This is a genomic window from Microseira wollei NIES-4236, assembly GCF_020521235.1.
GTDB classification, from domain to species: Bacteria; Cyanobacteriota; Cyanobacteriia; order Cyanobacteriales; family Aerosakkonemataceae; genus Microseira; species Microseira wollei.
Window position 1 is genome coordinate 1 of record NZ_BLAY01000211.1, and the last position, 15543, is coordinate 15543.

Here is a 15543-nt window from a genome sequence, read left to right on the forward strand (position 1 = left end):
GTGGCATCTGAGCATACTTATCCATTGCTCCATCTTTGAGCTTTGGGCAATGTTTGGCCTCAACTTGTAAACGTAGTTTGTTAGCAATTTACGTCGAAGATTAAAGGGATCTGCGATAATATTACCTTGCTTTTTGTTGGCATTCAAGTAATGTAAACCAATCTTTAAACTTGCCAATCAAGACAATATTCGCGAGACTGAAGTCTCACGCGGTCACCCCGGCCTAAAGGCACGGGGTTTTCGCGCATTGCTCTATAAGCCATCAACCAAGTGTAGGTGACGATGGGATAAGATTGGGCGCCATCGGGATCTTCAATAAACGCACGCAAGTTTGCTGGTAACGTCACCGAAGCCAAGGTTTGTGCGGCTGACTGTTCAGTCGGTACGACAAAGTTGCCTGCTTTATTTTGCAATGATGCAAACTTCACATTATTCTGCTTGGCGTAACCGTATTCAACGTAACCAATCGCACCAGTTGTTTGTACAACTTGAGCGGTGACGCCTTCATTTCCCTTAGCACCCACAAACGTTGAACCTGTGGGCCAACTTACCGTTTTACCTTCCCCAATTTTGGTTTTCCAATCAGGACTGACGGCACTCAAATGTTTGGTGAAAACCCCCGTAGTACCGCTGCCATCTGAACGATGCACAACGGTAATCGGCTGATCTGGAAGCTTAGCATCTGGATTTGCCGCCGCAATTTTGGGGTCGTTCCACTTGGTAATTTTACCCTGGAAGATATCTACATAAACATCCCGTGGTAGCTTGAGTTCAGCCACATCTGGCAGATTGTATGCAACTACGATGCTACCTGCGGTCATTGGTAGCAACATCACGCCTTGTTTAACCTTGGCAATCTCTTCATCCTTCATGGCAACGTCGCTAGCGCCAAAGTCTACGGTGCCAGCGGTAAATTGCTCGACTCCCGCGCCGCTACCAATTGATTGATAGTTAATCTGTACGTTGGGATTTACCTTGTTAAAATCCGAGAACCACCGCTGGTACAAAGGTGCGGGGAAAGAAGCACCCGCGCCGGTTAGGGATACTGGCCCAGCCAGGTTAAGCCTGCTGGGTGCAGCCGCTACAGGGGTTGTCGTTGAAGTTGTCCCCGTAGGTGTCGTACCTGCACCAGGAGTTGCTGTAGTTGTTGGGGTTTGCTGTTGAGCGCAAGCTGCTAAACCCAATGTCAAGGCTACACCAGAAATTGTGGCAGCCAGACGATGGGGAGCGATCGCAACAATACGGAAAACCATTGTTTTTAACGTTTGGCTTTTTGTACGGAGAAACCCTTAAAATATATCGCCTAATGGTAAAGAAAAGGTTAACAAACCCCAAAATTAGCTACTTGACTCAATTAAATGTCAAAATTGTGGCTGCATTCCCCAGTTGTGGGATGATATGATTGGGTAAACTTAACTACATGCAAGTTTTGGGCGCTGAATAAAAATACAATAAGTCTTTTTTAGACAATAGCAGTATTTGTGACGCTTAAAACAACCAATGCCATAATTCATCTATCGAAAGGCGCAAGCCTCCCATCTGGTGTAGGAGAATCGCCCGTGAGGGCAGGAAGCGATCGCTCGCTGTCAGTCAATTCGTTGATAAGATAATAAATCTTTCTCATCCCTCATTTCTGCTCTGGTTGTGAATGTTTTCTCCCACCGAATACTTGTGGGCTCTAATTGGGCTAATCTTGACCATTGGCGGCACTTTTCTAGAAGCGTCCGTGACTGATTTTCCGTGGCATTGGAGTCAGTCTGGCATTCCAACGCACTCTTTGGGCGTCACCTACCAGATCGGCGCCGTGTTACTCGTTGGATGTCTGGGGGGCAAAAATGCCGGTGCTATGTCCCAAATCGCGTATCTTGCTTTAGGCTTAGCTTGGCTTCCCGTTTTTGACCAGGGTGGTGGACTCGCCTATCTCAAACAGCCTAGCTTTGGATATTTATTGGGATTTGTTCCCGGTGCTTGGTTGTGTGGCTTTTTAGCGTTTAAAAGACCGCCGACGCTAGAAAATCTGGCGTTTAGCTGTGTCTGCGGCTTGGTAGTGGTTCATTTAATCGGTTTAGTCTATTTAGTTTTCAGCCATTACATCGGGTGGGGAACCAGCGATACGTCCATCGGGCAAGCTGCTTTGAGATATTCATATTATCCCCTACCGGGACAGCTGGCGCTGATCTGCGCGGTTACGGTATTATCGTTTATTCTGCGACGCTTAATGTTCTATTAACTCAAGTTGCTATGTGAGGGCGGTAATTGGTAATTGGTAATTGGTAATTAACGCAAGTTGCTAGTTATAAACAAGGGCGTTGCTAATTGCTAATTGCTAATTGCTAATTGCTAATTGCTAATTGCTAATCTTGGATTTTTACCAATTTCGCCATTAGCCATTAGCCATTAGCCGCTCCCAGAGAGATAACTAGCAACTTGAGTTAATTAGATTCACAGGCTTTTGGGGCACACTTTAACACTCAAACCGGGTTTCGACCACGAACTCTTTCCTGGCGCCACAATTTTTTTGCACAGAAACCCGGTTTCTGTTGGTAAAACCCGCCCCTACTCTTGACAATTACCCATTAGCCTCGTTACCCAGGCGGTCGCCTGGGAACGCCATTACCCATTACCATAGGCAACTGACAACCGACCAATCACCAATGACTAAAAACCGCTTGTTCTGGATCGCTGCCAGTTTGGGACTATTCTTAGACCATCTGACAAAATTTTGGATCGTGCAAACCTTCCGCCTGTACGAAACTTGGCCTTTATGGTTGGGTGTGTTTCACTTTACCTACGTGCGAAATACGGGTGCGGCGTTTAGTATGTTCACTGGGGCGGGTTGGTTGCGCTGGCTTTCCCTGGTCGTCAGCATCGCCTTGATGGCATATGCTTGGTTTGGGTCGCGCCTCCCTCGTTGGGAACAGGTAGGCTGGGGTCTAATCTTAGCGGGGGCGCTGGGGAACGGCATCGACCGATTTATTGCCGGTAGTGTGGTGGATTTTTTGGATTTCCGGCTGATACAGTTTCCGGTATTTAACCTGGCAGATGTGTTTATTAACATAGGCATTGTCTGCCTGTTGATTGCCAGCTTGCAGAAGGTTGATTCCAAAGGTGAGAACGATCGCAAATAATCGCCGCTCTTGGGGACGATCTGAAGACTGTTGCAGTCTGTACAATCGGTTTTAGAAATACTATAAGATTCGGGCTAAAGGGGAGACAAGGGAGATCTACGCCATGCCCCATGCCCAATACTCCATACCCAATGCCCCATGCCCTGATTGAATATGACTCCTCCCCAACCCCAACAACGACCACCGTCTAAAACTATTCTGGGTGCAATTACGCAAGCCGTTCAGACAGTTCAGGCTAAAGTTAATTTCACCAAGTTGGTGCTAAAACCAAATACCAGAGTGCCGGAACTCTGGGTACAAGAAGCCGATGCGGATAAAGCCGAAGTTTTTCCTTTAATCGGCGATCGCTATTTACTAGGTCGCAGTTCCAAATCTTGCGATATTGTAGTCCGCAATCCAGTCGTCAGTCAGATTCACCTGTCTTTAATCCGGACGGGAAGGGGGCAAAATTCTTTTATCATCAAAGATGAAAACTCCACCAACGGCATCTACAAGGGCAGACGCCGCGTCACCTCCAAAAAGCTGCACCACAATGAAGTTCTCACCCTTGGTCCACCAGAGTTAGCAGCTTCTGTAAGATTGCAATTTATCGATCCGCCACCCAAATATGTCGATGCTGCGGAAAAAGTTATGTGCGGCGTCGGCGGCATGGCGGCTTTGTTGGTCTTGTGGGTAGGTTTTGAGTGGCAAAAATTCTCGGTAAAACCTTTACCCCCTGCGATTGGTGGACCAGTCATTGTCACCACCGACGACGGCGAAACACCCCTACGCGCTCCCCGCAGTCAATCCCACGCCGAATTGCGCTTAAAGGAATTTTCCCCTTACCTGCCCAAAGCTGTTACCGCCTCGGAAGACCGACGTTTTTATTGGCACTTGGGGGTTGACCCAATTGGGATTTTACGGGCAACGGTGATTATTAGTAAAGGCGGCGATCGCCAAGGGGGCAGTACCGTCACCCAGCAAGTCGCCCGCAGTTTGTTTCGCGACTATGTGGGTAGGGCAGACTCTTTAGGGCGCAAAGTCCGCGAAGCGATTGTTTCCCTGAAATTAGAATCGGTTTACAGCAAAGACAAGTTGCTGGAAATTTACTTAAATCGCGTATTTTTGGGGGTCGATGCTTACGGTTTCGAGTCCGCCGCCCGCTACTATTTCGATAAGTCTGCCAGAGATTTAACTTTAGCCGAATCCGCCACTTTGGTATCAATTTTACCCGCTCCCAATAGTTTCGCTCCTTGTGGCGATCGCGCAGATCGTACTCGAGCGATCGCGCGCCGCAATACTGTAATTAATCTCATGTTGGAGCAAGGTAAAATTAGCCAAGAAGAAGCCAACTCTGGCAGGCGTTCCGCCCTCGAAGTTTCTGCCAAAGTTTGCGAAGAACGCGCCAGAACCATCGCCCCCTATTTTTACAGCTACGTGTTTGAAGAACTCAACGCTTTATTGGGGGAAGAAATTGCCAGGGAAGGCAATTTTATCATCCAAACTTCCCTCAATCCCAGGATGCAGCGACAGGCGGAAACTTCTTTGCGTAACGCCGTCCGCAATGCTGGGGCTAAGCGATTTTCCCAGGGGGCGATTGTATCTTTGAACACCAAGACGGGGGCGATCGTGGCGCTCGTTGGCGGCGTCAATTATGAAAGGAGTCAGTTTAACCGCGCCACCCAAGCGCAAAGACAACCGGGTTCGACATTTAAACTGTTTGGATATGGGGCGGCGATCGCCAAAGGTATTTCGCCGGGAAAGTCTTATTCCTGCGCCCCCCTGAATTGGAATGGGCAACGCTTTCGTGGCTGCGAACGCGCCAGTAGCGGTACCGTAGATATGTATACCGGGATGGCGCTATCGGAAAACGTCATTGCCCTACGAGTGGCGCAGGATGCAAGGTTAGACGATGTAGTGGAGTTGGCACAGCGCATGGGGATAAACTCAAAACTCGATCCGGTGCCGGGGTTAGTTTTGGGTCAAAGTGTGGTAAATGTGTTGGAAATGACCGGAGCCTACGGAGCAGTAGCCAATCGCGGCTTGTGGAACCGTCCCCATGCCATTGTCAGAATTTTGGATAGCAGCGACTGCAAAGATGCTAACGATATCAACACTTGTCGCGTAATATACTCGCAAGCACAAGGCTCGCAAGCCAATCAACGGGTACTGTCCCCAAACGTCGCCGATGTGCTGCACAGTTTACTGCGAGGCGTCGTTACTGGAGGCACCGGGAAAAATGCCGCTATAGGACAGGGGGAAGCGGGTAAAACTGGTACTACAGACGATTATGTAGATTTGTGGTTTATTGGCTATATTCGCCAGCGACAAATCGTTACGGGGGTTTGGTTAGGTAACGATGATAACTCGCGCACTAGGGGCGCTAGCGCCGATGCGGCTCAAGTTTGGGGAGATTATATGGGGAAAGTGCTTAATCGGTAATGGGTAATGGGTAATTGGTAATTGGCTTCGCCAGATCCCCGATTTCTCTAAGAAGTCGGGGATCTTTATTGCTGGCAACATAAGTTAAAAATAGTCAGGCGATCGCACCTGGAAAATTGCACGGAAACTCTACAATAGACTGCTGCAAAAACTCTTGTGGGGTGGGCATCCTGCCTGCTCTTGAGGTTGTTTTCTCCAACAGCAACTTCTTTGAATAACTAGTATTTAAAGAAATACTATAGAATTAGCGATCGCACCGATTTTAGCTAAAACCGGCAGAAGCCCCACGTCTCACCCGCCCCCCTTTTTAAGGGGGGTTGGGGGGATGGGAGCGTGGGATGAATGTCGGGCTTCCAGACGACAGTCCTCTGACCAAACCGAGTGCAGGAGGGAAGAGGACAGGTCGGAAATGAGCAAATCTTGTGTTATGCTATGTTTTATAGGAAATCAATTTCGCTCTAAGATGCTTAAGGTCGTTAAGGTCAGACTATATCCTAGTCCACAGCAGCAACAGTTACTGGAACAATCTTTCGGTAACTGCCGTTGGCTGTGGAATTATTGTCTGAACTTGATGAACCAGACATACAAAGAGACAGGGAAGGGATTGTCAGGCTATGACGTTAAAAAGCTAATTCCGCAGTTAAAGAAAGAGCATGAATGGCTGACCCTGACTTATTCACAATGCTTGCAGCAAGTCTGCCTAAACCTGGGAGTTGCTTTTAACAACTTTTTTGAAAAAAGGGCTAAGTATCCTAGATTCAAATCAAAGCATGGCAAGCAGTCAATGCAGTAACCTCAGAATGTCAAAGTTGTAAACAATCATTTGACTATCCCCAAGATAGGCGATGTATCGGCAATTATTCATAGGGCAATTGAGGGAAAAATCAAGACCGTAACTATCTCTAAGAATTGCTCTAATCAATACTTGGCAGCTATTTTGTTTGATGATGGTAAAGACAAGCCTTTGGCAAGCACGGATGGTAAAGCGATAGGTATTGACCTGGGATTAGTTCATTTCGCTGTTACCAGTGATGGGTCTAAGTTTGACAATCCTCGAATACTTAGTAAGCACGAAAAGAATTTAAAGCTGAAACAACAGCAATTATCTAGAAAACAGAAAGGCTCCAACAATCGCAATAAAGCCAAAAAGAAGGTCGCTAAAGTTCATCGTAAGATTACTAACTGTAGTGAAGATTTTATCCACAAGCAATTCGCGTAGGATAGTTAAAGAAAACCAAGTAATTGTGGTTGAAAATCTCAATGTTAAAGGGATGATGCCAAACCACAACCTAGCCAAATCTATTCATCAAGTTGGCTGGGGTATGTTTTGCACCATGCTTAAATACAAGGCAGAAATGTCAGGCAAGATTTATCTTGAGGTTGATAGATTTTTCCCCAGTTCCAAAACCTGTCATGTGTGCCTTAATCAGGTCGATAGCTTACCACTAGATGTAAGACATTGGACTTGTGAACGCTGCCAAACGAATCACGACAGAGATGTAAATGCAGCTATTAACCTTCGAGATGAAGGACTACGGATTTTGACCTCTGGAACGGGGGATAAAGCCTGTCGCCCAGATGTAAGCCGCAGTAATAGAGGACGCAAGAAATCTACTACTGTGCTTTCTGTTGGGCAGGAAGCCTACACCGACCCGATAGGGCGGTGTAGGTAGTTCACAATAAAATTCTGGCATCAGCCAAACGCAGATCAATGTCAGCTAACTTAGCTCGCTCTCGTGGGAGAGACTTCGCTTACCTTCTGTCTATTTGTAGTTGTTGCTTTAGCCTACAGCAAGCAGCACAAGCGCAAATTGTCCCCGATGCCACGTTACCCAACAATTCCATCGTCACCCCAAATGGAAATACCCTCACCATCACAGGTGGAACGCCAGCAGGGACGAATTTATTCCACAGTTTTGAGCAATTTTCTGTTTTCAATGGACAAACAGCCCATTTTGATAACGCCCTGACGATGCAAAACATTATCAGTCGCGTGACAGGCGGTTCTATCTCCAATATTGATGGGCTAATTCGCGCTAACGGCACGGCTAACTTATTCTTGCTCAATCCCAACGGCATTATTTTTGGCGCTTCCGCCCAATTAAATATCGGCGGTTCGTTTATTGCCAGTACTGCCAGCAGCATTCGATTTGCCGATGGAGTTGAATTTAGCGCCGTTAATCCTTCAGCACCACCCCTACTCACAATTAACGTCCCGATTGGCTTGCAATTGGGGCCAAATCCCGCTGGCATAGTCGTGCAGGGTGGCGGTAATAACTTGCGGTTTGACCCCGCAAGTTCAATCATTACCAGAGACAACAGAACCGTAGGAATGCAAGTAGCTCCTGGTCAAACTCTGGCTTTAGTAGGCGGCGATATTGCCTTAGAAGGAGGAAACCTCACCGCTTTGGGCGGGCGAATTGAACTTTGGTCAGCGAGTAACGCCTTATTGGGAATTACGAATATTAACGGACAATTAGCAATTAGCAATGAACAATTAGCGACGCAATTTGGAGATATTCGTTTTACGGGTGCAGCTTCAGCAGATGCCAGTGGTAATGGGGGCGGCATCATTCAAGTGCAAGGGCGACGCATCTGGTTGCGGGATGGTGCGGCAATTTTGGCAACAACTTTGGGGACAGGGAATGGGGAAGGGATAACTGTCCGCGCTTCAGAATCTCTAGAAGTGCTTGGCTTTGCCAGGAATTTGCTGTTTCCCAGCATTATATCTACTAGCAGCCAAGCCGGTTCTAGCGGCAAGGCGGGAGATATCGCGATTGAAACTCCCACCTTGTTAGTTGGCGATGGGGGAGTAATATCAAGCGCAACCTTTGGCTCTGGGATGGCAGGAAATATGACTGTCAGGGCTTCTTCCGTAGAAGCATTTGGCACTTTGGGCAATTCGGTTCCGAGTGGCTTATATGCTACCGCTGAACTTGGTTCCACTGGAAATGCAGGAGATTTAACCATTGAAACTCAACGCTTGCGCCTCACAGATGGGGCGCGAGTTATGGCAACGACTACAGGTGCTGGTAATGGGGGAAATTTAACCATCAGGGCAAGGTCAGCGGTGGAAGTGATAGGATTCGCCCTATTTATTAATCCTGCTATCCCAAACACGCCCTTTAGAGTTGGTAGTACCATCGCCAGTTCTGTAACCAGACGGCAAGTGACGGGGGATGCGGGGAATGTGACGATTGAAACTGCCCGGTTAACTGTCAAAGACGGTGGGCAGGTAGTAACCTCTACCTTTGGCGTGGGAAAGGGGGGAAACTTAACAGTAAGGGCAACGGATTCTGTAGAAGTAATCGGCACTTCGGGAACGAATCCGCCTTTACGTAGTAACTTATCTGCTACAGCAGGACCAAACTCAACTGGAAATGCGGGGAGTTTGACTATCCAAACCCGACAGTTGACGATTCGAGATCAGGCGAGAGCAACGGTCACCAATCTAGCACCGAGAGGGACAGCGGGCAATTTGGAGGTGAATGCTGACTCGATTCGGCTGTTGCGCGGCGGTTCTCTTAGTGCTGAGACAACGGCAGGCGATCGCGGCAACATCACAATCAACTCAAAAGATATTGTGATGCAGAACCAGAGCCGCATCACAACCAACGCTCAAAGCACTGCCACGGAGGGCAATATTACCATCAATACAAACACGTTAGTCGCCCTAGAAAATAGCGACATTAGCGCCAATGCTCTCCAAGGCAGAGGCGGACGAGTTACTATCAATGCACGGGGAATTTTTGGCATTGAATATCGACTTCGCACCACCGATTTTAGCGACATTACCGCCACTTCAGAACTCGGCGCACAGTTTAACGGCATTGTACAAATCAACAGCCCAGATGTTCAACCCACTGCTGGGTTAGTCCAGTTACCAGAAAATTTAGCCAACCCCGTTAATCAAATTGTTCAAACTTGTTCGCCTCAAGCGAGACGCAACAGCTTTGTCGTCACTGGAAGAGGAGGATTGCCACCCGATCCTAGAGAATATTTGAATATTTCCCCGGCTTGGATTGATTGGCGCATCGCTGGAAATGGAGATGGTGAGACAAGGGAGACAGAAGACAATCCTCCTTCCCAATCTAAAATCCAAACTCCCTTTATTGAGGCGACGGGATGGATCGTCAATGCTCAAGGTCAGATGGAGTTGGTAGCAAATGTTCCTAATGTGACATTAGACAATTTGTGGTATAAACCAGCTAGCTGCGGCGATACAGCGGATTGCAAGTGAGTGAGGTACAGCGTTTTCGCTTCGTTTGTGTAGCGGCACCCTTAAGGGTGCCGCTACACAAACAAAGGTGTACCTCATACGACTGCAACCCGCTATATATCAACGGATGGGAGGAAATAGCGATCGCTTCCACTAGCCCCAAACACCATGAAACTCGATCCTCACCTTTGCCTAATTTCTCTACTTTGCCTGACTGCTAATAACCCAACTTCAGCACAAATTGTCCCCGATGCAACGCTACCAAATCATAGCGTCGTTACCCCCAACGGCAATCTGATGGAAATTTCTGGCGGCACCAGAAACAACGGCAATTTATTTCACAGCTTTCAAGAGTTTTCTGTTCCGACAAATGGCGAAGCTTTCTTCAACAACGCCTCAGAAATTAAACATATCTTTAGTCGGGTTACTGGGAGCAACATCTCTAATATTGATGGGTTAATTCGAGCTAACGGAAGCGCGAATTTATTTTTAATCAATCCCAACGGCATTATTTTTGGGCCAAATGCCAGATTAAATATTGGCGGTTCGTTTATTGGCAGTACTGCCAGCAGCATTCGGTTTGCCGATGGGAGTGAATTTAGTGCCGTTAATCCTTCGGCACCACCGCTGCTGACAATTAACGTCCCGATTGGCTTGCAGTTTGGGTCGAATCCAGGTAGGATTATCAATCAATCAACGGCTTTAGGAGAAGGAAATCTGCCACCACTTCCACAGTTAATTCCGATTGACGACAAAGTTGGTTTAGCAGTACAGCCAGGTCAAACTTTAGCGCTAGTTGGCGGCGATATTCAACTTAATGGCGGTAATTTAACTGCTAGTAGCGGACAAATTATGCTTGGTAGCGTCGCCAGTCCTGGGTTAGTGAATTTGGCAATAACTCCCCTCGGGGTGAGTTTAAATTATGACAATATTCAGAATTTTGGCAACATTCAAATATCAGGTGGAAGCCAGATTAACACTAGCGGAATTGGTGGCGGCAGGGTAGAAATTAGAGGTGGTTTTGTCACTATCAGCGGTGGGCGAATTTATGGATTGACATTAGGAAATATTGATGGTAGGGGTATTGATATTAACGCTCAACAGTTGCGAGTACAGGATGGGTCGCAAATTTCCACCCTGACCCTGGGAGAAGGTGCGGGGGGAGATGTAAATATTCGCGCTACTGATTTAGCGGAACTGAGGGGAATAGGAGGGGATAGCTATCAACTGTTTTTGATTAACTATTTGATATCGGGAACCCTCAACCCTTTTGACCCAACCATTGTTTTGGAAACAGGCACTTTTAGTTCTGGAATGGCTGGAAACATCGCAATTGATACCGGACGCCTGCTAGTAAACAATGGAGCGATCGCAGGTACCCCAACGGGTGGTAGTGGAAATGGTGGCAAGATGACCATCCGTGCCAACGCCGTTGAGATAATTGGTGCGGCAATCAACAATGGGACATTGGCGGAAAGGGAAATTACTGGCACAGGCGGAGACATCTTGATTGAAACAGAACGATTAACCGTTCGCGATGGCGGTGTTCTCGCTAGCGTCACCCGCAGTCAGGGAGCATCGGGGAATATCACCATTCAAGCTGCCGAATCAGTCGAAGTGTTCAGCAGTCTCCCTGGAAGTGTGTTGCAAACACAGATTACCGCCACCAGTTTAGATCCCAATGGCATCGGCTCAGGTGGGCATATTACCATCGACACCAAGCGCTTAACTGTTGTTGATGGAACTGGGATTGCAACCAACACAGGTGGGGCGATTGGCGACACCATCTTGTCTACGACTGGTGGACGGGGAGGAGATTTAACCATTAGAGCTACTGAGTCGGTGGAAGTGGCAGGTATTTCTCAGGCGTTGGCGAATGACAGTCAGAATCCGAGTTTTCTCGCTACTCAAACCTACAGTTCCAGTCGGGCAGGTGATATCCACATTTCCACACCTGTAGTAACTGTACGCGATGGGGGACTCATTTCTGCGGCTTCATTAGGTGCAGCAGATGCGGGAAACATTACGATTGATGCCAATCGAGTCGAAGTAATCGGCAGTGGGCGTAACGGTCGATTGATTAGCTCAGTTGACGCTGCAGTTGGCATTCTCGGCGTCTTGACCAATCCCAATGCAAAAGGAACGGCGGGTTCGGTGAATCTCAATGTCGGTCAATTGATTGTCCGCGATGGGGCGAGGGTGAGTGTCCAAGCTTTGGCAACGGGGCGCGCTGGAAATATTAATCTGGTGGGGGGTGCGATCGCTCTCGACAACCAAGGCACTATTGATGGTAGAACTGGCTCTGGTGCGGGCGCAAATATTAACCTACAAGTACGGAACATGCAGTTGCGCCGTGGTAGCGGCATCAGAACCGATGCCCGTGCTGCTGATGGCGGCGATATCACAATCAATACTGGTACTTTAGTCGCCCTGGAAAATAGCGACATCACCGCCAATGCCCAACAAGGTACGGGAGGGCGAGTCATGATTAACACACAGGGAATTTTTGGGACTCAATTTCGACTTCGCGCCACCGATCTTAGCGACATCACCGCTACCTCAGAACTCGGCGCCCAATTTAACGGCATTGTACAAATTAACAGTCCAGATGTTCAAGCAGGTGCTGGCTTAGTCGAACTACCAGCAAATTTAACCGCTCCGACTAATCAAATAGTTCAAACTTGTTCGCCGCAAGCGAGAGCTAATAGCTTTGTCGTCACTGGAAGAGGAGGATTGCCACCCACTCCTAGAGAATATTTGAATATTTCCCCCGCTTGGATTGATTGGCGAATTGCTCCTGTGCAGGTGAGCAGAGGACTCCAGGAGCAGGTGAGAACTGCCAATTACCCAAGCCAAAATACCTTAGTTGAGGCTACAGGTTGGGTGGTCGATGGGGATGGCACTGTCAGACTGGTGGCGGAAACACCTACTCAAGAGCCTTTTAGCAACCAGTTACAACCAAACTGTAACCCAACCTACAAATAATACTGATGAATTATATAACCTGAAAACTCAATGAAATATCTATCCAAAAAACTATTCAGTCACCTGGGTTTGCTATTGATACTTTGCCACATGGTAGGTTTATTGATGGCTATAGGGGTTCATGCTGTTGTTAGCGATCGCGCGTCACCATCGGCAGATAATCCCAAAATAACTCTCCTCCAAACTGGAAAACAATTTTATCAGTATGGTCGATTTTTAGAAGCAATTAATAATTGGAAAGCAGCCGCAGAAGCATATGGTTCTAGCGGCGATAGTTTAAGTCAGTCATTGGTTTTGAGTTATCTGGCTCTTGCTTATCAACAAGTGGGGGAATTCCAGCTAGCAACTGAGGTAATGAATCGGGCAATTGATTTAATTGAAAAACAGCCAAATGCTCAATTAACAGTTGCTCAAGTCTTGAACAATCAGGGTCAGTTTTATTTTGTTCAGGCACAGCCGGAAGCGGCTTTAGAAACATGGAAAAAAGCCCAACAAGTTTATCGGAGGATAAGCGATCGCATCGGCGAAATCGGTACGCAACTCAATCAAGCAAGGGCGTTGCAAGCCTTGGGTTTTTACCTGCGCGCTAAAAATATTCTGCATCAAGTTGCAACATCGCTCAACAGCCAACCCGACTCGCAACTCAAAGTTACTGCACTTTTAAATCTGGGTAATATTCTGCGAGTATTAGGAGATTTTAAGGCAGCCCAAACAAATCTAGAACAGAGTTTAGCTATCGCTCAAAAATTGCAATTATTGCCTGAGATTCAAATTGCTTTATTCAGTTTAGGAAATCTTGCCCAAGCTAGAGAACAACCCCAAGTCGCACTGCAATTTTACCAACAAGCTAGCGGGGAAAATAGCCCGGTTCGATTGCAAACCGAAATTTATCAACTAGAATTACTGGTAAAATTAGAGCGGTTAGCGGATGGGCAAGCGCTGCTTGCCAAAATTCAAACCCAACTGGCAAACTTACCCCCTAGCAAAACTAAGATTTACGCTCAAATAAACCTAGCAGAATGTTTGGTTAAACTTTCTGCTAACCAAGTTTCTGCTGCTGCTAAAATTCTGGCAAATGCTGCCAATGAAGCTAAAAGTTTAGGAAATACTCGAGCCGAATCTTATGCTTTGGGGCGCTTAGGCACACTCTACGAACAAACGCAACAGTGGGATGCGGCTAAAAATTTGACCCAGCAAGCATTAATCTTAGCCCAGCAAATTCGCGCTGCTGAAATTGCTTATTTGTGGCAGTGGCAAACCGCAAGACTGCTGAAGGTGACGGGAGATAAAAACGGAGCTATTTCAAGTTATGCTGACGCAGTAAATAATCTCCAATCTCTGCGTCAAGATTTAGCGGCGATTAACCAAGACGTACAGTTTTCTTTTCGGGAAAGTGTCGAACCTGTTTATCGGGAATTGGTGGATTTACTACTGCAAAATAATCCCAATCAATCGCAACTTCAGCAAGCAAGATTAACGATTGAAGGACTTAAATTAGCCGAACTTGCTAATTTCTTTCGAGAAGCTTGTTTGGACGTTCAACCTCGACAAATTGACCAAATCGATCCCACGGCTGCTGTCATTTATCCAATTATCCTGCGCGATACTGCTGACGCAACGCTGCGCGAACGCATCGAAGTCATCCTCTCCTTACCCGGTCAACCTTTGCGGCATTATACCACAAAGCTGGAAAAACAGCAAGTAGAAACCGTCATCAGCCGAATGCGCCAATCGATGCGGCGCACTGCTTTCGCTCAAGAGCGATTGACTTTGGCTCAGGAAATATACGGTTGGTTAATCAAACCAGCAGTAGCAGATTTAACTAAAAACAATATTCAAACTTTGGTGTTTGTCCTGGATGGGTCTTTGCGGAATCTTCCAATGGCGGCGTTGCACGATGGGGAGAGGTATCTAATCGAACAATATAAAGTAGCGATCGCGCCCGGTTTACAATTACTCAATCCCCGTCCCATCACCCGGAGTCACTTCAAAGCATTACTCGGAGGACTGACGGAAGGAAATGAGGAATTTTCGCCGTTACCGGGAGTGAAAGCAGAAGTAACCGAGATTGGTGCAACTGTTCCCGCTACGATTCTCCTGGATCGACAGTTCACCACCAACGCTTTGGAAACCAAAATCAAAACCCTGCCATTTTCGGTGATGCACCTAGCAACCCACGGTCAGTTTAGTTCCAAAGCAGAGGAAACTTTTATCCTGACTTGGGATGGAAGAATTGACGTTAAAGAGTTAAGTACATTGCTGACTAACCGAGAATTAACCGATTCAGCGCCGATTGAGTTACTCGTCTTGAGTGCTTGTCAAACTGCCAAAGGCGATAACCGCGCCGCGCTGGGATTAGCAGGGGTAGCGGTGCGATCGGGGGCTCGCAGTACTTTAGCATCTCTGTGGATGGTGAGCGACGAATCCACGACAGAGTTTATGGTACAGTTCTACCAAGAATTGCTCAAGCCAGGAGTGACCAAAGCCGAAGCGGTGAGACGGGCGCAACTCCACTTGCTCAAGCAACCCGAATTTAACCATCCTTACTTCTGGGCTTCCTTTATTTTGATCGGTAATTGGCTTTAGGGGGGTTTTTCTGTGCGAGCGCCAAATTTTGACCTACAGATCGGCATAAAAGCAAACTGGAACAATTGCTCAGAACCAGGGCTGACAACAGTGACAAAAAATCTGCCCAAATCTCCCTAAATCTCTGCAAAACCTGACTGATTGTAAAGATTTGCGAAGATTTAGGCCGACCAAACCAAGCAAAGCTCATAATTACACTCAACA

The 15543-nt window shown here is 47.3% G+C and carries 7 protein-coding genes and 1 pseudogene; 7 read left to right on the forward strand and 1 reads right to left on the reverse strand.

What is annotated here, in order from left to right; genetic code table 11:
- Window positions 1–164 precede the first annotated feature (164 nt).
- On the reverse strand, window positions 165–1253 hold the full coding sequence (gene pstS / locus MiSe_RS41705) for a phosphate ABC transporter substrate-binding protein PstS (protein WP_226591921.1): 1089 nt from the start codon (window positions 1251–1253) through the stop codon (window positions 165–167).
- A gap of 395 nt (window positions 1254–1648) precedes the next feature.
- On the opposite strand from pstS, the gene MiSe_RS41710 reads away from it, so the two are divergent.
- From MiSe_RS41710 to MiSe_RS41740, 7 genes and pseudogenes are all read left to right on the forward strand, one after another.
- The gene (locus MiSe_RS41710; protein ID WP_226591923.1) at window positions 1649–2230 is read left to right on the forward strand and encodes a biotin transporter BioY; all 582 of its coding nucleotides are present in this window, start codon (window positions 1649–1651) and stop codon (window positions 2228–2230) included.
- A gap of 424 nt (window positions 2231–2654) precedes the next feature.
- Window positions 2655–3128 carry a signal peptidase II gene (gene lspA / locus MiSe_RS41715; protein WP_226591925.1) on the forward strand — a complete coding sequence of 158 codons (474 nt, stop codon included), beginning with the start codon at window positions 2655–2657 and terminating at the stop codon, window positions 3126–3128.
- A 153-nt stretch (window positions 3129–3281) separates the two neighbouring features.
- A complete protein-coding gene (locus MiSe_RS41720) occupies window positions 3282–5549 on the forward strand; it encodes a transglycosylase domain-containing protein (protein WP_226591927.1) in 2268 nt (755 codons plus the stop codon).
- 463 nt (window positions 5550–6012) lie between these two features.
- Window positions 6013–7222 (forward strand): annotated as a pseudogene (locus MiSe_RS41725) (RNA-guided endonuclease InsQ/TnpB family protein).
- A 38-nt stretch (window positions 7223–7260) separates the two neighbouring features.
- Entirely contained in the window at window positions 7261–9789 is a 2529-nt protein-coding gene (locus tag MiSe_RS41730; protein ID WP_226591930.1) for a beta strand repeat-containing protein, read from the forward strand.
- Window positions 9790–9936: 147 nt separating this feature from the next.
- The gene (locus tag MiSe_RS41735; RefSeq protein ID WP_226591932.1) at window positions 9937–12753 is read left to right on the forward strand and encodes a two-partner secretion domain-containing protein; all 2817 of its coding nucleotides are present in this window, start codon (window positions 9937–9939) and stop codon (window positions 12751–12753) included.
- A gap of 30 nt (window positions 12754–12783) precedes the next feature.
- Window positions 12784–15339: a CHAT domain-containing protein gene (locus tag MiSe_RS41740; protein ID WP_226591935.1), complete on the forward strand. Its 2556-nt coding sequence runs from the start codon at window positions 12784–12786 to the stop codon at window positions 15337–15339.
- Window positions 15340–15543 lie beyond the last annotated feature (204 nt).

Coding starts and splice junctions, on each gene's coding strand:
- pstS (WP_226591921.1), bottom strand. CDS start 1,253: ATGGTTTTCCGTATTGTTGCGATCGCTCCCCATCGTCTGGCTGCCACA.
- MiSe_RS41720 (WP_226591927.1), top strand. CDS start 3,282: ATGACTCCTCCCCAACCCCAACAACGACCACCGTCTAAAACTATTCTG.
- MiSe_RS41735 (WP_226591932.1), top strand. CDS start 9,937: ATGAAACTCGATCCTCACCTTTGCCTAATTTCTCTACTTTGCCTGACT.
- MiSe_RS41730 (WP_226591930.1), top strand. CDS start 7,261: ATGTCAGCTAACTTAGCTCGCTCTCGTGGGAGAGACTTCGCTTACCTT.
- MiSe_RS41710 (WP_226591923.1), top strand. CDS start 1,649: ATGTTTTCTCCCACCGAATACTTGTGGGCTCTAATTGGGCTAATCTTG.
- MiSe_RS41740 (WP_226591935.1), top strand. CDS start 12,784: ATGAAATATCTATCCAAAAAACTATTCAGTCACCTGGGTTTGCTATTG.
- lspA (WP_226591925.1), top strand. CDS start 2,655: ATGACTAAAAACCGCTTGTTCTGGATCGCTGCCAGTTTGGGACTATTC.